This window comes from Oceanobacter sp. 5_MG-2023 (assembly GCF_030548165.1).
Classification (GTDB): domain Bacteria; phylum Pseudomonadota; class Gammaproteobacteria; order Pseudomonadales; family Oceanobacteraceae; genus Oceanobacter.
The window spans coordinates 75576-98336 of record NZ_JAUORS010000008.1 but is presented as its reverse complement, the minus strand read 5'-3'; the positions used below and the strand labels follow the sequence as shown (position 1 = coordinate 98336).

18 protein-coding genes are annotated in these 22761 nt (G+C 55.8%); 4 read left to right on the top strand and 14 right to left on the bottom strand.

Annotation, left to right across the window (positions count from 1 at the left end; translation table 11 throughout):
* Positions 1 to 201 precede the first annotated feature (201 nt).
* The 4 genes from Q4551_RS07450 to glnT form a co-directional block, all read right to left on the bottom strand.
* Positions 202 to 1533 carry an FMN-binding glutamate synthase family protein gene (locus Q4551_RS07450; protein WP_303432853.1) on the bottom strand — a complete coding sequence of 444 codons (1332 nt, stop codon included), beginning with the start codon at positions 1531 to 1533 and terminating at the stop codon, positions 202 to 204.
* A 23-nt stretch (positions 1534 to 1556) separates the two neighbouring features.
* Positions 1557 to 2240, bottom strand: a complete 684-nt coding sequence (locus Q4551_RS07445) for a protein glxC (protein ID WP_303432852.1) — start codon at positions 2238 to 2240, stop codon at positions 1557 to 1559.
* 38 nt (positions 2241 to 2278) lie between these two features.
* Positions 2279 to 3175: a glutamine amidotransferase family protein gene (locus Q4551_RS07440; protein ID WP_303432851.1), complete on the bottom strand. Its 897-nt coding sequence runs from the start codon at positions 3173 to 3175 to the stop codon at positions 2279 to 2281.
* Between the two features lie 164 nt (positions 3176 to 3339).
* A complete protein-coding gene (glnT, locus tag Q4551_RS07435; RefSeq protein WP_303432850.1) occupies positions 3340 to 4689 on the bottom strand; it encodes a type III glutamate--ammonia ligase in 1350 nt (449 codons plus the stop codon).
* A 299-nt stretch (positions 4690 to 4988) separates the two neighbouring features.
* Between glnT and Q4551_RS07430 the strand changes: the two genes are divergently transcribed.
* A complete protein-coding gene (locus tag Q4551_RS07430) occupies positions 4989 to 5579 on the top strand; it encodes an XRE family transcriptional regulator (RefSeq protein WP_303432849.1) in 591 nt (196 codons plus the stop codon).
* Positions 5580 to 5754: 175 nt separating this feature from the next.
* Here Q4551_RS07430 and Q4551_RS07425 read toward each other — a convergent pair whose 3' ends face one another.
* The 8 genes from Q4551_RS07425 to Q4551_RS07390 all read right to left on the bottom strand — a co-directional run bounded on the left by Q4551_RS07425 (position 5755) and on the right by Q4551_RS07390 (position 16078).
* Positions 5755 to 7707, bottom strand: coding sequence for a metallophosphoesterase (locus Q4551_RS07425; protein WP_303432848.1), 1953 nt, complete (start codon positions 7705 to 7707; stop codon positions 5755 to 5757).
* Positions 7708 to 7881: 174 nt separating this feature from the next.
* Complete coding sequence (locus Q4551_RS07420; RefSeq protein ID WP_303432847.1) at positions 7882 to 8784, bottom strand: LysR family transcriptional regulator; 903 nt, start codon at positions 8782 to 8784, stop codon at positions 7882 to 7884.
* Positions 8785 to 8937: 153 nt separating this feature from the next.
* Positions 8938 to 10227, bottom strand: a complete 1290-nt coding sequence (locus Q4551_RS07415; protein WP_303432845.1) for an amidase — start codon at positions 10225 to 10227, stop codon at positions 8938 to 8940.
* Positions 10228 to 10618: 391 nt separating this feature from the next.
* Entirely contained in the window at positions 10619 to 11638 is a 1020-nt protein-coding gene (locus Q4551_RS07410) for a DUF3445 domain-containing protein (RefSeq protein ID WP_303432843.1), read from the bottom strand.
* A gap of 82 nt (positions 11639 to 11720) precedes the next feature.
* Positions 11721 to 12692, bottom strand: a complete 972-nt coding sequence (locus tag Q4551_RS07405; RefSeq protein WP_303432841.1) for a PDR/VanB family oxidoreductase — start codon at positions 12690 to 12692, stop codon at positions 11721 to 11723.
* Positions 12692 to 13240: a dimethylamine monooxygenase subunit DmmA family protein gene (locus tag Q4551_RS07400; protein ID WP_303432840.1), complete on the bottom strand. Its 549-nt coding sequence runs from the start codon at positions 13238 to 13240 to the stop codon at positions 12692 to 12694. The genes Q4551_RS07405 and Q4551_RS07400 overlap by 1 nt, the downstream gene beginning before the upstream one ends.
* 78 nt (positions 13241 to 13318) lie before the next feature.
* A complete protein-coding gene (locus Q4551_RS07395; protein ID WP_303432839.1) occupies positions 13319 to 13672 on the bottom strand; it encodes a cupin domain-containing protein in 354 nt (117 codons plus the stop codon).
* A 48-nt stretch (positions 13673 to 13720) separates the two neighbouring features.
* Positions 13721 to 16078 carry a DUF1989 domain-containing protein gene (locus tag Q4551_RS07390; protein ID WP_303432837.1) on the bottom strand — a complete coding sequence of 786 codons (2358 nt, stop codon included), beginning with the start codon at positions 16076 to 16078 and terminating at the stop codon, positions 13721 to 13723.
* A gap of 359 nt (positions 16079 to 16437) precedes the next feature.
* Here Q4551_RS07390 and Q4551_RS07385 point away from each other — a divergent pair, with 359 nt between their 5' ends.
* Genes Q4551_RS07385 through Q4551_RS07375 form a run of 3 tightly spaced genes read left to right on the top strand, consistent with a single transcriptional unit; the run spans position 16438 to position 19239 of the window.
* Complete coding sequence (locus tag Q4551_RS07385; protein ID WP_303432836.1) at positions 16438 to 17661, top strand: sensor histidine kinase; 1224 nt, start codon at positions 16438 to 16440, stop codon at positions 17659 to 17661.
* A gap of 4 nt (positions 17662 to 17665) precedes the next feature.
* A complete protein-coding gene (locus tag Q4551_RS07380; protein ID WP_303432834.1) occupies positions 17666 to 18418 on the top strand; it encodes a response regulator in 753 nt (250 codons plus the stop codon).
* A complete protein-coding gene (locus tag Q4551_RS07375) occupies positions 18415 to 19239 on the top strand; it encodes a PAS domain-containing protein (protein WP_303432833.1) in 825 nt (274 codons plus the stop codon). Before Q4551_RS07380 ends, Q4551_RS07375 begins: the two co-directional genes overlap by 4 nt.
* Positions 19240 to 19262: 23 nt before the next feature.
* Here Q4551_RS07375 and Q4551_RS07370 read toward each other — a convergent pair whose 3' ends face one another.
* Positions 19263 to 20666 (bottom strand): sigma-54 dependent transcriptional regulator, encoded by a 1404-nt coding sequence (locus Q4551_RS07370; protein ID WP_303432832.1) that lies wholly within the window; start codon positions 20664 to 20666, stop codon positions 19263 to 19265.
* A complete protein-coding gene (locus tag Q4551_RS07365; protein WP_303432831.1) occupies positions 20663 to 22609 on the bottom strand; it encodes a sensor histidine kinase in 1947 nt (648 codons plus the stop codon). The genes Q4551_RS07370 and Q4551_RS07365 overlap by 4 nt, the downstream gene beginning before the upstream one ends.
* Positions 22610 to 22761 lie beyond the last annotated feature (152 nt).

The following is a 22761-nucleotide window of genomic DNA, read 5'->3' as shown; positions in this document are numbered from 1 at the left end:
TTCAATGGTTGTATTCACACAGCTGCGCGCGGCAGCCCGGAGTATATCCGAGCCTGACGCTGCGAGTTGTGTTGGTACGCGCGGTGACTACCCGATACCGCTGCGTACCAGCTCGCCGCTAGCGGCGATGCGCCCTGTTGTCGGTGCGCTCAATCAGTCGAACCAGACCAGCCGGGTTGGGTAATCAGGCTGGTGATGGCCTTAGTAGCCTTGTCCAGGAATCCAGCTGGTACCAGCCAGTGGCACCCGTGCCATGGCGGCAGATTCTACCGTCAGGGCAACCAGATCTTCTGGCTCCAGGTTACGCAGATCGCTTTTACCGCAAGCACGTGCCAGGGTCTGGGCTTCCAGTGTCAGCACGCGCAGGTAGTTAGCCAGACGATGACCGGCAGTAACCGGATCCAGACGCTTCATCAGCTCAGGGTCCTGGGTAGAAATACCGGCAGGGTCTTTACCTTCGTGATAGTCGTCGTAATAACCCGCTGCAGAACCGATTTTCTTGAACTCTTCGTCCCACTTCGGATGGTTACAACCCAGGGCAATCAGAGCCGCAGTACCAATCGCCACCGCATCGGCACCCAGTGCCATACACTTGGCGACGTCGGCACCGTTACGGATACCACCGGAAACAATCAGCTGTACCTTGCGGTGCATGCCCATTTCCTGCAGTGCCTGTACGGCTTGCGGAATCGCGGCCATGGTCGGAATACCCACGTGTTCGATAAACACTTCCTGAGTCGCCGCCGTACCACCTTGCATGCCGTCGACCACGATCACATCGGCACCGGCTTTGACAGCCAGTTTGACGTCGTAGTAAGTCCGGGTTGCACCGACCTTGATGTAGATCGGCACTTGCCAGTCGGTGATTTCACGCAGTTCCAGAATCTTGATGGCCAGATCGTCCGGGCCAGTCCAGTCCGGGTGGCGACAGGCGGAACGCTGATCCACGCCCATCGGCAAGGTACGCATTTTCGCAACACGATCGGTAATTTTCTGACCCAGCAACATACCGCCGCCGCCAGGCTTGGCGCCCTGGCCCAATACCACTTCGATGGCATCGGCTTTGCGCAGGTCGTCCGGGTTCATGCCGTAACGGGAAGGCAGGTACTGATACACCAGTTTGGTGGACTGACCGCGCTCTTCCGGTGTCATGCCGCCGTCACCGGTCGTGGTGGTGGTACCGACTTCAGAAGCACCCCGCCCCAACGCTTCCTTGGCATTGGCAGACAGTGCGCCAAAGCTCATACCGGCGATGGTGACCGGTGTTTCAATCACGATCGGCTTCTTGGCATAACGGGTGCCCAGTGTGACCTGGGTGTTGCACTTCTCGCGGTAGCCTTCCAGAGGGTAGCGGGACATGCTGGCACCGAGGAACAACAGGTCATCAAAATGCGGCAATTTGCGCTTGGCACCAAAACCACGGATATCGTAGATACCGGTGTCTGCTGCGCGGCGGATTTCCTGCATGGTCAACGCGTCAAACGTCGCAGACTCACGCAGTCCAGGGTTCACTTTCAGATCTTTATCGCTCATATCACTCTCTCCTGGCTGCGTGATCAGTAGGCACTGACGTTATCGACTTTAAAGTTATACAGCTGACGGGCTGAGCCGTAGCGCTTGAAGCTGGCCGGATCTTCATCGATCCCGGCACGGTTGAGCAAATCGGTCAGGTAATCGAGATGTTCCTGACGCATTTCTTTCTCAATGCAGTCGGCTCCCAGAGACGCCACGCTGCCTTTGACAAAGATTTTGGTTTCGTACAATGAATCACCCAGGGCATCCCCGGCATCACCACAAACAACCAGTGCGCCGGCCTGACCCATAAAGCAGCTCATGTGACCCACACTGCCTTTGACGACGATTTCCACACCTTTCATGGAGATACCACAACGGGCACCGGCGTTACCTTCAATCACCAGCATGCCACCGTGGGCGGTTGCGCCAGCGGATTGGGAAGCTTCACCCTTGACCCGGACGGAACCGGACATCATGTTTTCTGCTACGCCCTGCCCGACATTGCCGTGTACCACGACGTGGGCTTTCTTGTTCATGCCGGCACAGTAGTAGCCAGCATGGCCTTCAATATCCACACTCAGCGCCTGGTCGAGACCACAGACCAGATTGTGATCGCCCTTGGCGCCGGTGATTTTCCATTCGCGTTCGGTGCATTCAACCGCCTGTTCATGCAGCGCCTGATTGATATCGCGCAGCGAGGTGGTGGCCAGATCAAATGTTTTCATATGAGATTCCTCGTATTTGCCGTTGGCAGCTCGCGTGCTCAGGCACGTTCCCAGACATAAATTTTGGCCGCTTCCGGCTCCCAGACCTTGGCGTTCTCGATGCCAGGCAGTGTCGTCAGTGCCTGATACTCAGACGCCATGGCAACGTAGTCTTCGGTCTCGGCCAGGACAGCAGGCTTGCAAGCGATCGGATCGCGGGTAACCGCAAAACCGTTACGTGTTCCGATGGTGAAGGTGAAGAAACCATCAAGATCCTTCATCGCGTTTTCCAGCGCCTGATTGAGAGTGTCGCCCAGTTGCAGGCGGCGCGTCAGATAGCCAGCGGCCACTTCCGAGTCGTTTTCAGTTTCAAAGCGGATACCTTCACGCTCCAGTTCCAGACGCAGACGGTTGTGGTTAGACAGCGAACCGTTGTGTACCAGACACAAATCTTCACCGGTTGAGAACGGGTGCGAACCAGCCATGGTGACGGCAGATTCAGTTGCCATACGGGTGTGCCCGATGATGTGTGTACCCTTCATGCCTTTCAGGTTGAAGGTTTCGGTAATCACTTCTGGCAGACCCACTTCTTTCAGAATTTCGATCGAGTGACCGGCGCTGAGGATCAGCACTTCCGGTGCGTGTTGCTCAACAAAGGCAGTCGCAGTGGCGGCATCCGTGTGCATCTTGAAGACAGCAACCGTAGCATTCTGGAACCAGCTGACTTCAGCATTCAGTTCTGCACGAGCGGCTTCAGCCAGCGCTTCCCAGTCGTAATTGACATCTTCGTGACGCAGGGTCAACTTGATGCCATCGGCGACTTCGTCACCGTAAATAGCAAAGCCGGCACTGTCCGGACCACGATCGGTCATCGCGATCAGCATGGGTTCAAACAGGGCACCGAGCTGGCTCTCCAGCGCCGGATTTTTCAGATACAGACCTACGATTCCACACATCGCGCTATCCTCGTTAATTCACAGTCGTTTGTTCGTTTGATTCGCTTCGTTATGCCTGTTGCAGCACAAGCGAAGCCGTTCCGCTGCTGCCAAACACAGCAGCGGCACATAAAAAATGGGGTATAACGGCTGGTGCGCCCCAGGCGCACCGAGCTAGTTCAGGCTTAGAAGAATTCGCCGTAGCGCTGTACTTCCCAGTCGGAAACGTGGCGGCAGTAGTCGATCCACTCTTCGCGTTTGAGGCGGACAAACTCAGCCATCACTTCTTTGCCGATGGCATCCGTCAGCACCGTGTCTTTTTCCAGTTCATCAATGGCTTCGCCCAGGGTTTGCGGCAGGATTTCGACGCCTTCAGCTTTGCGTTCTGCTTCGCTCAGGGCATACATATTGATGTTTTTCGGATCACCGGCTTCCAGCTCACGTTCGATTCCGTCCATACCCGCAGCAATCAGTGCCGCGTGTACCAGGTACGGGTTACAACCTGAATCTGGCAGGCGGAATTCCAGGCGGCCGTAAGGCACACGAACCATGGCGGAACGGTTGTTGTCGCCGTAGCAGATATACGCTGGCGCCCAGGTTGAACCGGAAGCCGATCCACCAACAACCAGACGCTTGTAAGAGTTCACGGTAGGAGCGGCGATAGCACACAACGCCTTGGCGTGATGCAGCAGGCCAGCGGTGAAGTGGTAAGCCATTTTCGACAGACCCATGCCGTGCTTGTCGCTGTCATCACCAAACAGGTTCTTGCCGCTTTCATCACAAATCGACAGATGGAAGTGCATGCCGTTACCGGTGCGGTCTGCTGATGGTTTTGGCATAAAGGAACAGACCATACCGAGGTCGTTGGCAATTTCACCGGCCGCCATACGGACGAAGGTAAAACGGTCAGCCGAAGTCAGTGCGTCGCTGTAGGTGTAGTTGATTTCGAACTGGCCATTGGCGTCTTCATGGTCGATCTGATACACGTCCATGCCAACCGCTTGCAGGCTCTCAACCAGGGTTTCCAGAAATTCACGTGAACGCGACAGGCCCTTGTAGTCGTAGCACGGCTTGGTCAGCGTATCGGTATCATCCACTGGGCCGAGAGAACCGTCGGCGTTACGTTTGAACAGGTAGAACTCAGGCTCCAGACCCGTGTTCAGAGTCCAGCCTTTGTCATCCAGACGCTTGAGCTGGTTTTTCAGTACCACGCGGCTGTCGTGGGAGTACGGCGCGTTGTTCACGTAACCGTCACAGGCAATACGGGCATACCCTGGCTGCCAGGGTACGGTGGTCAGGCTGGCCAGGTCACCACGTGCCAGGAAATCCGGGCCATGTGGTTCCATGCCCATTCCCCAGACAGCAAAGCCGGCAAAACCAGCCCCTTTTTCAACAACGTCCATCAAGCAATTGGCGGGCACAGACTTGGTCTTGGCCACACCGTGGATATCAACAAACTGGGCCAGAACGTATCGAATATCATTTTCCGACATGAAAGCTTCGATTTCGGCGGCGGATGGGGTCGCGGACAACATACACTTGCTCCTGATTCCGAGGTCAGCTTCTCGCCGAACCTTTGTTTCTCTTTGGGAAAATTACTTTCCTAAAGTGAATGCAACCCCTATGCCACATAATTTCCCGAGGGGAATATTTTTTTCATATTGAACCGAAAGCCCCGATTTACCTATAGTTAGTTAATAAATTTTCCCACAGAGAAACCCGTCTGGTTCGTCGATCAGGGCTGAATAGACTGAAATAAAGCACCGCTAGAGTGCGTCCATTCACTCTTACGCACCAAGAGGGTTCATCTACAGCACCGGTGGAGCATCAGGACATGGAAGAAAACGACACACGTTTTAATCTGGACCAGTACATTGCCATGAAAGTCAAAAAGGCCAGATTGGAAGAAGGCCTGAAAATTACCGATGTGGCGCGAATTTCTGGCATCAGCCAGGGTATGGTCAGCAAAATCGAGAACGCCCAGGTCTCCACCAGCCTGGAAACCCTCAGCCGCCTGTGCACCGCCATCGGCTTGCCTATCTCCAAACTGTTCAGCGATTACGACCGCCCGGACGGCGGCGCACACTTCACACCGTCTGGCGAAGGTCTGGAAGTTGTTCGCCGTGGCACCGACAAAGGCCACACCTACCAGCTATTAACCTATCAGCGGGGTGGCAAACGTAACTTTGAACCCTTCCTGATTACCATGGATGATCTGTCGGAGGTGTTCCCGACCTTCTCCCACCCCGGCGAAGAATTTATTTACCTGCTAAAAGGACAGCTGGTGTACCGCCACGGCAACCACTTGTATGAAATGGGCCCCGGCGACAGCCTGACCTTTGATGCGGAAACGCCTCACGGCCCCGAGAAACTGATCGAAGTACCGCTGCAGCTGCTATCGATTATTAACTACGTCGAAGAGTAAAGACCGGCTCCCCTCTCAAGCGTCACCCTGAACCTGATTCAGGAGCCAGACGGTTGCGAGTCCGAGCCGGTGGCTTCCGGGCACGCCCGGAAAGACATGACAAAACAGAAGAGATATTCCAGATCAGCCCAGGATTACCGCACGCGTGGCGGGTAATCCTGTACAGCCAGAATACTTAACGAGACACCAACGCCAGTTCAGCATCGCTGTTCAGTACCGTCCACCACTGATTACCATCGGCATCGTAACCGACCAAAGGCTCTCCAGAGCAGGCGGCATCACGGGCGGGTGCCGTGACGGCGTAGCTTTCCAGCCACAATCCCTGGTAAATACAGTCAGCCGATGTCAATGCTTCCCAGCCGGTATCGGTTTTGCTCGCCAGCACAACGTCGTCGCCCGACAGCGAGTCCGTCGCGGTCATTGCTACGCCATAGCTATCCGCCACTGCAGTGCCCATGTCCCAGCTCTGGGTTGCGGTAGCCGGCAAGACCACAGCACTTTTTGCGGCACCAGACGGTGATGACAGATCCAGACCCGCATCGGCTTCGATGTCTTTCTCGGCACCGTAGGCACTTTGGTATATGCCGGTCTGGTTCTGAGTGCCGCTGACAATCAGGATATCGGAGCGGGTGTCAGAGGTTTTCTCTGTCCAGCTGAGCGTGACGTGTTCTTTCAGGTCAATGGTGGTGCCAGGGATCAGCAGCAGGTTTTCTTCTTCATCCGGAATCGCCCGGGCGGCGCTGTTAAGGTTGGGTGTCCAGCTTTCGTGGTACACATACATCCACTGGTAGGCCAGACGAGTCAGATCCATCAGGGTTTCTGCGCGACTGAAGCCAGGGGTGTATTCCATATCGCGGGTACGGGTGTCGGTGCGGTTAAAGGTGTCGTTGGAACCACCAATCAGTTGCGCCACGGTACCGTCATCCGCAATACAGATATCGCTCAGGTAGTCGGTCTGGAACACCAGGACCGGACGGGTATCTTCTGGCACAGACGTCGGGTAAATCACGTTGTCACAGCGGTTGGTAGTACGACTGAAACCATCCAGCATTTTCCAGTCGGCACTGAAAGCCTGGTCGGCGTCGTTGCTGCTGGCGGTATGCTCGGAATAGTAGGACTGGTAGTCCACCCGGTCATTGTCGAATGCCAGCCAGCTGGAGTTAACGTCAAAGCCGGTGGCACCGTTGCTCAGTGTGTTGTTCTTCTGCGAGATCACCATCTGGATCAGCTCACGTTCGCCATAGCGGTATTCGTAACCCTTGTACGAAGCATTACCGGCCATGATCTGGGTGTAGGCATTCATGCGGTAATTTCCACCTTCCGGGGTGGAGCCGGATGAGGTGGTGGTCAAGGCGGTTTGGGCGGTAATCAGGGAGCGCTGGTACTGATGTTCGTGTCCCTGAACATAAATCACATCGTGCTGGGAGAAGTAGTCCCGGATGTCTTCCTGAACGCTGTAAACCCAGTCATCGTCTTTGGTGCCTTCCACGATTTGTTCACGGGTCTGGCCGTATTTAGCGCCGACCAGACCGTCGTGGCTGGCAACAACAATGTGATCGACCTGATCTTCGTTGGATTCGATCACGTCCTGAATCCACGAGAAGGCAATTGGCAGGTTGTAGTACGCCAGGCCCACGATCAGTACGTTTTCACGGATCACGTAGTAGTTGATCCATTCAAAGCCTGGCATATGGACGGCGTCTTCCGGGATGTAATCCCGCATGGTTTTGATCCACTCTACGGTATAGGCGTAGCTGGTTTCGTGGTTGCCCATCACTGGCAGGAATTCGATACCCTGATCTTTATAAGACTCCGCCACGGATGTCCATTCTGCCCATTCAACGGTGGTGCCCTTGTCGGTCAGGTCACCCAGTGCAATCACCATATCCACACCGGCATCGGCCTGGTGCGACAAGACTTCGCGCATCGGGTGCATGGCCACGTGAGACTGGCCTTCGCTATCGCTACCACCTTGAGTATCAGGCAACAGGCCTATTTTATAGGGCTGGTATGCACTTTCCGATGGTGACGAGTTGTCATCGTCTGACCCACAAGCAACGAGACCACTGGCAGTGACTGCCGCGATGGCCACCGATAAAACGGAACGGGTCATACTCTGATAACGCATCTTGCTACCTCTCTGATCATTCTGATAATAATTTTCGGAGAGGCAGTATCAGCAGGGAACAAGACAGATTGCTGACACTTGCAATAATAATTCATGACAATATTTTACAGTTTGCCGGGAACTTGAAATAAGGCAGGCTGCGCCTGGTCTCCTGATGCCGTCCGAGTGGTGACTTCAGTCACCCTGTCCCAGCACCTCGACCAACACGTTCACCAGCGCCTGGGCTGCCACCGACAGTTCGTGGCCTTTTTTCACCAGAATGCCCACTTCCCGGCCAATGGTTGGATCTTGCAGCGGCACACACACCGCCCCCATTTCCTCCATTTGTTGCCGACACAAGGAAGGCACGGCGCTGACTCCCAGACCACAGGCCACCATGCGGCCAACCGTGGCCAGCTGATGGGCATCGTAAGCAACATTTAATGCCATGCCCTGTGCTGCCAGACGACTTTCCAACATCAGGCGCACAATCGACGGCCGTTGCAGGGCAATAAAGTCTTCCAGCAGCAAACGCGCCCAGGACAGCCGTCCAGCTACCGGCAGGGATCTCAGAATGGTTGAATCCGGTGGCAAGACCGCCACCAGTTCGTCATCAAACAGAGGTAAAAAAACCAGATCGGGCGCACCTTCCGGGCTTAACGACACCCCGACTTCTATACGGCCTGAGCGCACCATGCTGACGACCTGCTCCGCCACCACGTCATGTACTTCGACACGGATATCGGCAAAGCGCTGACGATACACTTTGAGTGCATTCGGCAGCAGGCTGGCGGCAAAAGACGGCATTGCCGCGACCGCAACCTGTCCCAGTTGCAGGGCAAAACGTTTTTGTAACTGTTCTTCGGCGTTATCCCAATCGGCCATCAACCGCTGGGCAATCGGCAGTAACGCCTGACCTTCCGGTGTTAATGCGACAGAACGGGTAGTACGGCTAAGCAATCGCCCACCCAACGACTCTTCGAGGCTCTTGATCGCCAGACTCAATGCCGGTTGCGACAGATGCACCAGGGTGCTGGCTTCGGCAAAGCTGAGGGTGCGGGCAACGGCGAGAAAAGCACGTAGCTGTTTTGCGGTCATGGCAGTCCTCCGACGGTATGGCACCATCATAACCGCCGCCGCTATCGTGCTGCTATCCGCCAATCGATGGGCACTGGCAAACCATCACCAGACCCATCCATCACCAGACCCATCCATCACCAGACCCAACCATCGCCAAGCAGACAGGCACAATCAGTTCATGATGTTCTGCTCAACCCAGGCGGCGACCTGCAGCAAGGCATCATCCTGGCGGGCACGACCGACCAGTTGCAGACCCAGAGGCAAGTGATCGCCATCGGTTTCACCCGGTATCGAAATCACGGGGAATCCCATGGCCTGCCAAGGGCGACTCATATGCGGCGCACCGGTCTTATCAAGACCCAACGGCGCAACGCCAGGCGCGGCCGGAGCCAGAATGGCATCGGCTTCCGCACAGGTTGACCACAGCCAGTGACGGCTGGTCTCAACCGCATCCAGCGAAGCCAGATAATCTTCACGCGGCATCGCCAGACCATCCTTGATCAGTGCCTGCAATGGCTGACTGAGCAACTCGGCTTGTTGTGACTCCATCACCAGGTTACGACACACTTCCCAGGCCATGATCCGGCTGTGATGCATCACCATTTGTTGCAGCAGGGTTCCTGCTTCCAGCCAGGTCACTTCAACCCCGGCCGCTTGCAAGCGCTCGGCCACCTGCTGCAAGGCGGTGTTCATATCGGCGTCGGTGTCACCCACATTGTCGCCGGCACACATCACTATCCGGCGCGGTTTGACGGCGGCGGGTAATTCCGCTGCTGGTAGTCGTAACAAGACGGCCCGCAGCAGTTGAATATCTTCGACATGACGGGCAAACAGACCCAGTGAATCCAGCGACTGCGCCAGAGGCTGACCACCCCGCAGCGAGAATTCTCCCCGACTGCCGACATAACCCACCGCGCCACAATAGGCCGCCGGACGAATCACGGAAGCGGCGGTTTGGGAACCCAGCGCCATCGGCACCATCTCGTCAGCCACGGCAGCAGCAGAACCACTGGAAGAGCCACCCGGGGTACGATCCAGAGCGTGGGGGTTACAGGTTTTACCAGGGCGGAAATAAGCAAATTCGGTGGTGACGGTTTTGCCCAGCACCATGCCTCCGGCAGCTTTCACCAGTGCCACACAGCTGGCATCTTCGATCGGTTGGCGTCCGGCGTGAATCGCAGAACCCATTGCAGTGGGCATATCGGCGGTATCAATAATATCCTTGATACCGACCGGCAGGCCTTTTAACAGGCTCTGCTCATAAAACGCTTGCTGGTCATGGTATTGCTGCAAATAGTCGGCACGGGACAAGTGGCATTCCCAGGCCCCGACCTTGTCTTCCCGGGCGTCAATACGGTCGAAGCAGGCATTGATCACATCGACAGCGGTGCATTCGCCGGCCTCGATACGGCGTAATGTCTCGGCCAGTCCGGCTCTGTTCAGGGGATTGCTTGCGTTCATCGATGCTCTACCTCGGGCGTTGAATCAGGTTAATGAGTCCATGGTACAACGCCAAATAAAAAATATTCAATTGAACATTCAAGTATTTGACCACATCGATAACTGAATATGGCCCATTGATAAAAGAGGTCTTAACGAGGTCTTGATGCAGAACGATCGACTACCGTCGAGATCCGCCAAAGAAAGTCATACCAGAAAATTACAAAAAAAACCCGCCTCTCGGCGGGTAAAACTTGCGGGCTTGAAACTCGGTGTGGATACAGTCTGAGCTGTCATCCATGTGGCGTCTGGCTCACGGCCAGACATACCGGTAATGGAATAAGGACGATCATCCAGCGGTCAGGGAGCTGTCGCCATCCCCTGATCAACCGCTGGCGCTTGCTGCTGCCGTTTATTGCTCGCGATCAAACTGCGACAACCACTCAACCAACATCGGGTGGTAACGGGTCAGCCCCTTGTACTCAATCAGTGGCGCTGGCAAATCTTTCATGACCCGGTGCAGCCGTCTGGCCCAGTCCGGGTTGGCACACAGGTCGTTCATGCTGGCCATGTAGGTCCGGATATTGATCGACAGGGCGTTGGAACGTGGCATCCGGTCGATCACTTGCAGTTCGACTCGCAAGTAAACCTTTTCACCCACATTGTCCGGGGTTACGGACGCTCTGTCGTTACCCCAGTGAGGGTATTCCTCAGGAGAGGTATCCATACGGGCATTCACCGTTAACGTCCAATTCAGGCGGCGTACCGGGCGATTAACCTGCATGGCGGTCAGATATTTTAATGCCCGTTCAAAAATTCCCAGCTCGTGAGCCATGGGAACCGGGCCATGCCATTCGCTGAAGCTCATGCCCGCATCAAAGGCCAGCGACCAGTCGGCCGGACAAGTGACTATACCGGCGTCCATAAACAGGTCGCCGTCGCGTTGATCCATCAAGGCAAGGTCACCCTGAACCTGACGACCGATGTATTCCATCGGCGGCATCGGCAAGGTGCTGCTGTCACCAAAGGTAAAGGTATCGTCGATGTCCAGCAGAGTGTTCTGCCAGTGCCACTGGTCACCCTCTTTGCTGAGTTTGAACCAGTCCGGGTAATCCGCCGACAAGGCGTTCATGGCACGCTCGATCAAATCCCAGCAGGCCAGATCCATATGCGGCATGGCCAAGCAGCGTTTTGGGCTTTCAGCCAGTACCAGGCCGCGCTCGTGCATTTCTGACAGGTAGTGTTCATCAACATCGAACAGATGTTCATACACACTGTCCGGCTCTCCCGGCAGAGCATGTGGCTCGATATTCACCGTGTAGCTGTATTGATCTTCCGGAAAAGGGAACGGAAAACGCTGAATGGCAAATTCACTGTTTGTGTAAGTAAAATCGTCCCGGAAAGTTTCAAGTTTGGTCGGTGTCACACGCATTACGTATCCCTCTTGGTTGGCATTGGCCCTGATGGGCAAATGCCCTGTTCTTGTTCTGGTGATTGGTTATGACAATCTTGGACTATAGATCCAACACCAGGGTTTTGCTTTTGGCTCGTGATACACACGGCATGATGCAATCGGCTTTCTCTGCGGCTCCGAGGTAATTATCCCGGTGCTCAACATCGCCTTCGAGTACTTTGGTCTGGCATTGGCCACAGACCCCGCCCCGGCACATATTGGGGATCTCGAGATCCGCAGCCTCAAGCGCTTCGAGCAAGCTTTCTTCGGCACCGATATCGATGGTTTGACCGCTGCGTTTTAGCGTCACGCTGAAGGGTTCACCAGGTTGCGGCGCGGCAAATTCTTCAAAGTGAATCAGGCTCGCCGGGTAACCGATCTGGGCAGCGTTCTGCCGCACGCCTTCAATCAGCAGCTCTGGGCCACAGATGTAAATATGGGTGCCGCGTGGCTGCTGCTTGAGCAACGCCGTCAGATCACAGCGATTACCGGCATCGGCGTCGTAACGCACACAGGCATCACCCAGCTGTTGTTGCAGCTGGTCGGCATACGCGCCGGTCTGCTTGCCACGGTAGCAGTAGTGCAATTCAAAATTGGCACCCTGACGCTGCATTTCCGGCAAGTAGGACATAAACGGTGTGATGCCCACACCACCGGCAATCAGCAGGTGTTTCTTGGCCCGCCAGAGCGGTGCAAACAGGTTGGCCGGCGGGGTAATTTCCAGTACGTCGCCAATCTGTACCTGGCTGTGCATGAATTCGGAGCCACCTCGGGAGACTTCCTGCAAGCGGACGGCAATTTTATACGCCTCGGTGTTGCTTGGATCACTCAGTAGCGAGTAAGCATTTTTCCACTTTTTGGCTTTGCCATTGGCATCGGTGCCCGACATGGTCACCACGACGTGGGAACCGGGAGAAAACGGCGACAAAGCGCCGTCGACGGCAACCAGGGTAAATTCCTTGATGGTCGGTGCGACCAGCTTCATATCACTGACGCGGACCATAAGATGATGGCTGGGGGTATTGGCTGTCATTACTGCATCTCCTCAGGTTCGAAAGTCTCGCTGCGATCTTCGGCATTAATCGATACGCCAACGTAAGCACCGTACAGGCGCGAGAAATGATCCCGTACCAGCAACTGTTCACCACAACCCGAACAGGTATGCGGTGAGTGCGTGACGTCTTCCATCAGGGTGTAACAGTGGGTGCAAAACAGGCGACGGCGATGACTGCTGGGCGCCATCAACTGAATCTGATCGGGAGCAAAGTCCATCCCCAACAGGGTATTCCGGCAATCCCAGAGGAAGGGTTCATCACCAGCGACGTATACCGCAGCGGCTACCGGAGCATCCTCTAACAGTTTGAAGCTCTCCGCCTGGTCGTCACCAACCACCACCCAAAGAACGGTATTGTCAGGGTCGGCGATCGAAACACATTCATCATGCATTTGTTTCAGGCCTTGCTGGTCTTCATTCTGGGCAATAAATATTTGCCACTGTTTGCCACTGAGCAAGGTCAGTGGTTTATAGGACGGGCGGCTTTTGATTCGTTCGTCTAGCTCAATCGATTCGGTCGGGGTCATCGCTGGCTCCAGTGTTCATTCACAGACGTCCGCCTGCCAGTGTTATCCGGCGACGGGGATGCGGGTGTGAGCAGCAGCTCAACCACCACCTTCACGGCGCTGGCCAAAGAAACAACCTGTGCCATCGCTCGGTGGGTTAAAGGTGATGATGCTGCCTTTTTCAAAATAAAAAACGTCACCCACTTTGGCTTCAACGCGGTAACCGGTTTCATCACTAATGACCATGCCGCCTTCGACGATGATTTTCATCTCATGGTCGGTGTATTCACAAACCAGCGGCTCATCGGATTTTTCCATACGCGAGCAGCCGTCCAAGCGGGCCTTGTCGGTATCGTCCAACTGGCTGACACCCTGCAACCAGGTATGGATACCGGGGCGGCTGATTCCCGCTTGCGGCGTTTTGATCGCTTGTGAAAAGTGGGTCATTGACATGGTTGTACTCTCACAGTCATTCATTATTCTGCGTTCACAATAAGCCGATCAGGAGCGTACCCGGGTGCGCTCAGGGTCATAAAACGGGGTGGTCGTGACCATCGCCGGAATACGTTTTTGCACCCCGTCAAGCTGGCCGACCTCCAGGTCGGTTCCGGGCGCAGCGGCATCTGGTGCCACCCGGCACAGGGCAATTTGCTGTTTCAGCAACGGCGAGAAGGTCGCGCTGGTCACCACGCCGACCGGGAAACGGCCGCCTTTGGCGAGTGGGAAATACACCTCGTCACCGTGGCTGACGGTCTCGGTACTGTCGATCAGCAGCCCGACCAGTTTCTGGCGACTTTCCGGTGCCTGACGCGCCAGCGCCGCCCGGCCGATAAAATCTTCTTCCTTGGTTTTCATCGGGACGGTAAAGCCGATACCGGCTTCGTAAGGGCTGGTTTGTGGGCAAAATTCATAACCGGCAAAAATCAGTCCGGCTTCGATACGCAGCATATCCAGTGCCAGCAGCCCCATCGGTGCAATATCGAACGCTTGTCCAGCTTCCCAGATGGCGTCCCAGATGGCCGGGGCATCGTCCGGGTGGGTCCAGACTTCAAAACCCAGTTCACCGGTGTAACCGGTACGCGACACCATGACCGGTTGTCCGCTCTCGCCACCCAGACGACCGATGGTGAAGTGGAACCAGGCCAGGTCGGCAATATCCGGCTGATGCTCCGGCGTCCAGATCAGTTGGCTGAGCAGCTCACGGCTATTGGGGCCTTGTACGGCGACGTTGTGTAACTGACTGGTGGATTCTTGTACCCGCACGGCAAACTGGTGCTCACTGGCCAGTTGCTTCAGCCAGGTGCAGACAAACGAATCACCCGTCACCAGTCGGAATGCCTGCGGCCCCATGCGGAACACGGTGCCGTCATCGATCATGCCACCGGTCACATGACACAGCGCGGTGTAGGAGATCTCTCCCACCGACAGCCGCCGGACATTACGGGTCAGCGCCAGCTGTAACAGCCGTTCGGCATCCGGGCCAACCACTTCAAATTTGCGTAACGCGGTCAGGTCGATCATCGCCACCCGTTCGCGACAGGCGAGGTATTCGGCAGTGGCACCCCAGCCGGAATATTCGTCAGCCAGCCAAAAACCCTTGTACTCACCGAAGTGTGTGGTCAGGGCGGAAGTGCGGGAATGGAAACCGGTTTGCTGAGTCATACGTGGAAGCTCCTCGGGAATATCCCGCCAGGCGACAGATCGTGGAAAAGTTTGCTCGGCATCGTAAACCCGGACGTGAATATCGGTCGGGCACCAGCCATTGGCGGAGTCAACATCATCAGGACAGGCGGAACTGAGACACAGCAAATCGCGCTGTGCCTGCATCAGGACGTAATCCCCCGGCCGCGACCAGGGTTCCTCGCCATACACCGCACCACAGTCACTGACAGTGGTATTAAAAAAGAAATTGATCGCAGGCCAGCCAGCCCGGGGGGCAATCTGCCAGTCGCGCAGCTGGGTATTGAAATTGTCGGTACAGCTGGCATGACCAAAATAACCGGCGTCTTCATAAAAACGTGGCGTACAGGCCAGCATAAAGCTGTCGTGGCGACCGACGGTGTCTTGCACCACTTCCAGCATGATTTTCAGATTCTGGTCATAAAAACGCGAGTGCAGACCCGGCGTCGGCAAGCTGTGCCCCATCATGGTACGGGTCGCCACAGCATCCAGCATGGGAATGTCATGCGGAGATATTTCACCACGTCTGGCGGCTTCTACAGCGTCCAGGTCAAAGGCGATAAAATCGGAGCTTTGCTTGCCCTCGACATCAATCACCTGAATCCATTGCCCGGCCTTGACGGTATAGGCCCGGGCTGTGCTGTCGGGAATATGTAAATCCTGTACCGGTGGTGCCAACGGTTCCGGCAGGTTACCCGCAAATCGCGTGCTGCCGTGGCCAATTTCCACTTCTCCGGGGGCGATCTGGCTATCCACCGCCATCGGGGCCGCCGGGGCCACCACCACCAGGGTCTGTTCCCGGTGCGCGGTCAAGGTGCAGCCGGCCATGATGGTCTCGGCAGGGATGCTCAGCACATCACTCAGATGCCCGGCCACCTGCCAGTCTTGCAACTGCTGACGAGCCTGCAGCGAGCGGCTGTCGCCCTGCTCCAGCAGACTCAGGGTGCCATCGGCCACAACCGGTGTCAGCGCCAGGGTACTATCGTTGGCGGTCAGCGCCGGCGCTGACACGTCATCACAACGAATGATCTCGACGCCTTGCAGTGGGTCGCTGCCGCTCAGTATCAGGGTATCCCCTGGTCGTAACAGCAATCGCAACACCATCTGGCCACACAGCCGATAACGGCGACAATGGTCTGGAATCCGGGATTGAGTCTGTGGTTGCAAAGCAAACGCCATAACAACTCCTGCTGGCTCTCACGTCATTCTGTGCGTCAACCCAGTGCAATTCCGGCCGTCCGGAGTCACTCTGGTGCATATTCGCCGTCAGACATACACAAAGCCTGGTTAACAAATGGTGGAAACAGAGCGGGTGTTGCTGTTTCCCTTCGGTTAAAAATATTTACTCAAGGGATTGTTGGTCTCAATACTCAGGAAGGGATACTCACTTGAGAATATTCCTTATCAAGGGGGATATAACGGGACAAATATCAGCCAAAATATCGAAACTGGCACAGCACCTGCTACCTGTCTTGCCCAAAGGTATCCTCTGGTCGTCGATCACGTCGCGGCCGGGACCATAATCGGAGGGAAATTCGATGACAGTGATTCAATCGAATGGCATGGCCCAGCCAATATCTGGCCGACTGCAGCGCTTGTTGGAATGGGTGATTTCATCACAACAAAGCCGTTACATCACTCCCCGACCTGTGCCTGCCGATGCACCGGAATTTACTCAGCGCCTGCTGCCTGATCTCGCTTGCGATATCTCCAGCTGCACTCAGCCGGCAACCGAACTGGCCACACTGCTGGTGCCACTACAATCCTGGTTGCAACAGCAGTTTCATCCGACCCGCCCCGACAGCCTGTTGCAAGCACTGTGGTTACCCGGTAGCCAGGACAACGGTTACCGCTGCGTCATGCTGGCCAATAGCACGGAGATCACTCCGGTTAGCGACCCTGTCCATGTGCTGTTGCCTGCTGGCCACCGGATGCAATCCCTGTCCCTGAAACAAGGGACAGCCTGGTTGCTGGTGAACGGACAACACATCAAATCCCGAGACCAGGAATCGCTGGAGCAATGCCTGTCGCTGCTCGGCGAGCAACTGTGTCGTGGCCTGAATGGCTGGCAGCAACAGCAACAACGGCTGCAACAAGCACTGAAAGATGAGCGCCAGTGGCACGCCGCCGAATTACATGACTCTGTCGCCCAGGTACTGGGATACCTGCGCATGAGCAGCGCCCGCTTGGCCAAACGCTGCGATAACAGTGCCGAACTGTCAGCTTTGTTACCTGAAGCCCAGGACCTCTCCGAGCAATGTCTGTTTGCCTATCGCCAGACCCGGGAACTGATTGCAACTTCCCGCCTGTCAACGTTGGCCAGTGAACTCGGTAATGAGCTCAATCAGCTGGTAGAAGAATTTGAAGAGCGTTCAGCACTGGTGTTTGAGCTGGATAATCGTTGCGAAAATCTGCCACTGGATGACCACCAGGCCACCCAGTTGCTCTATATTGTGCGGGAATCTGTGTGTAATCTGGTGCGCCACGCTCATGCCAGTCATGCCCGTATTCGTCTCTATCAGGAAGCAGACGGCACACTGGTTTGTGCGATAGAAGATAATGGGCGCGGCATTCAGGCAGCCGCCAACAATGGCAGCTTCGGGCTACAGATCATGCAGGAGCGGGCACAGCGTATCGGTGCCAGCCTGACGATCGGTTCCCGCCAGCCCAGCGGTACTTGTGTCCGCTTGCAGCTGCCACTGACCCATCCACTCACTCAGGCCCGACACGACCGCCTGGCTGAACCATCCTTTCGGAAATAGCATTATGACTCCGTCATCCGGTATGACACCTGGTAGTCCACCCGGCCACTCATCCATCCCCCAGGCTGCCGCCCGTGTGGTGGTGGTTGATGACCACCCATTGTTTCGCCGTGGTGTTGTCCAGCTGCTGAACGACAGCGACCAATTCAGCGTTGCCGCCGACCTCGAACACGGTGGCGACCTGCTGGCCGTGCTGGCGCAACATCGGCCACAGCTGGTACTGCTCGACCTCAATATGCCAGCAATCAGCGGCCTCGATTTACTTCGTCAGATTCGCCAGCACGAGATCGATACCAAGGTAGTGGTGATTACTGCCTCCGAGCATGACAGCGACCTGTTTGAAGCCCTCAGCAGTGGTGCTGATGGCTATCTGATGAAAGACACCGCCCCCGACGACATGCTGTCCCAGCTGGACGGGGTGTTAAGTGGCGAAGTCGCCCTCAACAATCACAGCGTCACCCTGCTGGCTCAAGCCTTCCGGCAACCAGGGCCAGGCGACCAGGATATCAGCCCTGCCACCACCGAATCCGACACACGGCTCCCTGGCGGCGTTGATCTGACAGCACGAGAGCGCCAGACCCTGACCCTGATTGCCCAAGGGCTGAACAACAAACTGATTGCCCGCGAACTGGGGATCAGCGACGGCACCGTCAAGGTCTATGTCAAAAGCCTGCTGCGTAAACTGAATCTGCATTCGCGGCTGGAGCTGGCTGCCTGGGTACACCAGCACCCGGATGCCGTGAGCCTGACGCTGTGAGCTGGCTGCGCCGTCAGTCCCGATCATTGCGGCACGCGGAGTCTGCGACGACCGATCTGCAACAGTTGCTCGACAGCCTGAGCGATGCCGTCTTGCAGCTCGACCAGCTCGGCCGCCTGACCTACGCCAACCAGGCCTGGCAGCAACTGAGTGGCCACACCATTACGAGTAGCCTGAACCAACCACTGGCTGATTTTCTGCACCCGCAGGATCGCGCCGCCTGGCTACAGCTGCTTAACGGCAGCAGCGACCTGACTGCCAGTGGCCCGTATCCGCCGCTCAAGTTACGCCTCGCCAGCCCGGACCGGCAGCCACTCTGGTGTGAATTACGCCTGCAAACCCTGGGGCCACAATCACCAAAGACCCGGCAATATTCTGCCACCCTGTGTGATATCTCTCTTCAGGAGCAGGAAGACCAGCAAAACCGTGCGACCCAGCGTGGCCTCAATGCTCTGGTGTCGCGCCTGCCGACAATGATTTACCGCTCTCGTAACGACCGCGACTGGACCATGGAATACGTCAGCGAAGGCTGTCTGGCCCTGACAGGGTACAGTGCCGACGATCTGGTCAGAATGACTCAGAAAAGTTATGGCAGGCTGATTCATCCGGCGGACGTCGACTACGTTTGGCAGCAGGTACAGGAAGCCCTGTCACAGCGCCGCAGCTTTGAACTGAACTATCGGCTGTTTCATACCAGCGGCCAGATGAACCATGTCACGGAAAAAGGCCATGGCGTCTATAGCAGTAACGGCAATGTCCTCGCCGTTGAAGGGGTGATTTTTGCCCGATCAGACTGGCACGATCAGGTCAAGTCAGCCTGATGGCAACGTCACCAGCCGCAGGCCTATAGCCCATAACGTTCTATTTTCTTGATCAACCCTTGCCGGGAGATACCCAATTGCCGGGCGGCCCGGGTACGGTTGCCGCTACATTGCAACAGCGCCTGCCCGATCAGTCGGATCTCCAGCGCCCTGACCTGCTCATCCAGGCTCGCTTCACTGAGAGGCACGTCAGCGACCGCACACTCGATGGCGGACGCCGGATTTCCGGCCACCGCTCCTGCCGTCGCAGGATACAGCAGCTGAATATCCTCCAGGGTAATTTGCCCTTCTGGGCAAATGGACGCCACGCTTTCGAGGGCATTCCTTAATTCCCGAACATTACCAGGCCAGGTCTGGCTCCGGAACCAGTGCATCGCCTCCGGGCTGAGCTGCCAGCTTTTACCTTGCTGTTGCTGCAAACGCGACAGGAATGCCTGCAGCAATACCGGTACATCTTCCTGTCGCTCCGACAGTGGCCGGGTTTCTATATTGACGCCTTTAATGCGGTAATACAGATCTTCGCGAAATTCAGCACCGCGTACCTTTTCGGCCAAATCGGCATTGGTGGCAGAGACCACCCGGATATCGATGTGTTTTTGCTCGCGCCCTCCCACCGGGAAAAACGTGCCTTCCTGCAACACGCGTAATAACTTCACCTGCATTGCCAATGGCATTTCACCAATTTCATCCAGAAACAATGTGCCGCCATCGGCCAGGCTTAACAAACCGGCCTTGTCTTTTTCGGCTCCGGTAAACGCGCCTTTGACGTAGCCAAACAATTCACTTTCCAGCAAGTCGGCCGGTATCGCTCCACAATGCACCGATACAAAAGGCTTGTCCGAGCGATGACTCAGGTCGTGTAATGCCCGCGAGATCACTTCCTTGCCCGTTCCTGATGGCCCGGTGACCAGCACCCGCACGTCCGTGGGCGCGATACGCTCAATCAAGGCCCGCACTTTTTGTGCACTGGCCGAAAGGCCCAGATAGGCCGCCGCCCCTGATGGCTGCTGGCTGGACTGTTTCAGCTGCTGTAGCTCTCGCTCCAGCGTCGTCTTGATCAGCGCCCGCCGCACCACCACCGCCAGCATGTCAGGATCAATCGGCTTGGCGATAAAATCCCACGCTCCTTGCGCCACCGCTTGCAGCGCCAGATCACGATCGGCATGGCCGGTGATAATAATCACTGGCCGACCGTCAAAGTCAGCCATCGCCGCCAGGGTAACCTGGGGGTCAAACAGCGGCGGCATGGATAAATCCAGTAACACCAGGTCAGCCTCAAACGACACCAGCGCCTGACGGGCATCGTCCAGGCTGACGGCAGTTTTGACGTGATAACCCTGATTCGCCAACCAGCGACTGGCCAGCTCCCGAAATGCCGGCTCGTCATCCACCAGTAATATGCGTTGTTGTGTCTTGGCACGTGTCATAAAAGTTGCTCTGGCAAAAAGTCATTATTCTGTGTAACCACGGCAGCCGGTCCGACAGCAGATGCTGTTGCCGGGCGGCACGGTAACCGCAGCTCAAACGTTACCGGCCAATCGCTATCCTTGCGGTGATAAATCTGGCCTTGATGGGCATCGACAATACGCCGCACAATCGCCAACCCCAGACCACTGCCGCCTGCCCGCCGAGTGACAAATGGCTGAAACAGAGCATCCCCTTGCAGTCCGGCATCCACTTCCGGCCCGTTGTTGTGAACGCGCACCAGCAGATATTGCCCCTCTTTCTCAGCCTCGATACACAAGTGGCCGTCGGCCGCATTACGCAGGAACGACAGGGCATTATCGATCAGGTTAATAAACACCTGCTGCAGTCGTTGCGGGTCCCCTTCCAGCTCAAGTGTCTCGGCGATTTTCAGCTCACACACCACTCCGTCGGACGGAGCTTGCGCCAAGACATTCGCCACTAACGCCCGCAAGGGAATAACGCTGACTTGCAGAGTCAGACCGCCGGAATACACCAGCATATCGCTGACCAGCCGGTCTGCTCTCTTAAGCTGGGTTTGAATATGCTGGCGGGTGGCAGCAGGTGCATCATAAGCCGCCATCGCAATGATATTCAGGGGATTACGCAACTCATGCGCCATCGCTGCCGACAGGCTACCCAGCTCGACCAGGTGCTGTTCATCCAGCCGTTTACGCTCCGCCGCCGCCAGCGCCAGCGAATGCTCCAACAAACCACAACTGGTCGAGAACAGCGACGCAAACACTTCCGCCGTCAGACGCATACCAGGGCTGGCATCGTCCCAACCCACCAACACAAAATGCCAGCCAGACGCTGATCGTGATAGCCGCAGCGCCAACGCAGTGTGGTGGGATGGCTCCATCGGAACCGGCTTATCCAGTTGGATAGCGACCTTGTGGCGTATTTGTTGTGAGAGCAACTGCTCACCCAGACTGACCAGCTGAGACCAGTCTTCCGCTTCCTTTAACCGGGTTGACCAAGTCTCCAGCACGGTTTCGTTCAGCGAAGCCCCCGGATAAATCAACCGCGATACCATCCGACTTAACGGCTGATAGATAAATGCAGCCACCACCAATACCAGCAACGAATACAACCACAGTTGCCAACTGGGCACATTCGCCAATGCCTGTAAACCGATACGCCCGGACACCACCCCGATCACCGCAATCAGACACAGAATCACCAACATCATGGACACCCACAACAGTGCCCGGTTGGCAAAAGCATTGACCGACAGAATCTGATAACGCACCACGGCATACACCAGCAGCAGCAAGTAGGTAGGCAGCAGCAACATCGGATAGGGAAACCAGCTGATGCCAAAAGAAGGAAAAACAAAGCTGGTAGCCAGTAGCAGCCCCCAGGCTCCTACACCAAACATCGCCAGAATCGATCGCTTTTTATTACCCGAATGACGATACCAGCCAAACAATAATACTGCGTGTGCCAGTATACCGATCAGTACGGTATAAGATAAATTCCAGACACCCACGTCGGTAAAGACAAAAAAGTAACGGATATCCAAGGTGCCAATAGAATCTCCGGCACCCACCCACCAGCTTTGTAATACCACGGCAATACTGGTGGCATAAAACCAGGGAACCGTTTGATAAAGACGATCAAGTTTATCTTCTCTGGCAGCACCGGAGTTTACAAACCGAATCGCAAAGTGCAGGAAAAAAGTAGGCATCAGTGGATTGGCCAGAATTATATAAATACCAATACGTTCATAACCATGAAACAGCACCACATGGCCAAAACACCACACCGCCATCATGATGGCAAAACCAGCCAAGGCTTGCAGGTCGCTTTGTTTGCGAGCACGCCAGAGTAGCCAGGCCGCGACCAAAAAACCGCAAACACTGGAGACCAACATGGCGATTTCAAACATCAATGAGAGCTTCAAACTGTCAACCTCGCTTACACCACCATAGCAAACAATCGTAAACTTACTTTACAATTCACACAAAAATTAATTTTTATCCTTAAAAATCAACAAGATAAAAACCAATAAAAATTGGCCTATCGATTGCTTGTAAGCAAATCATATTTCTTGAT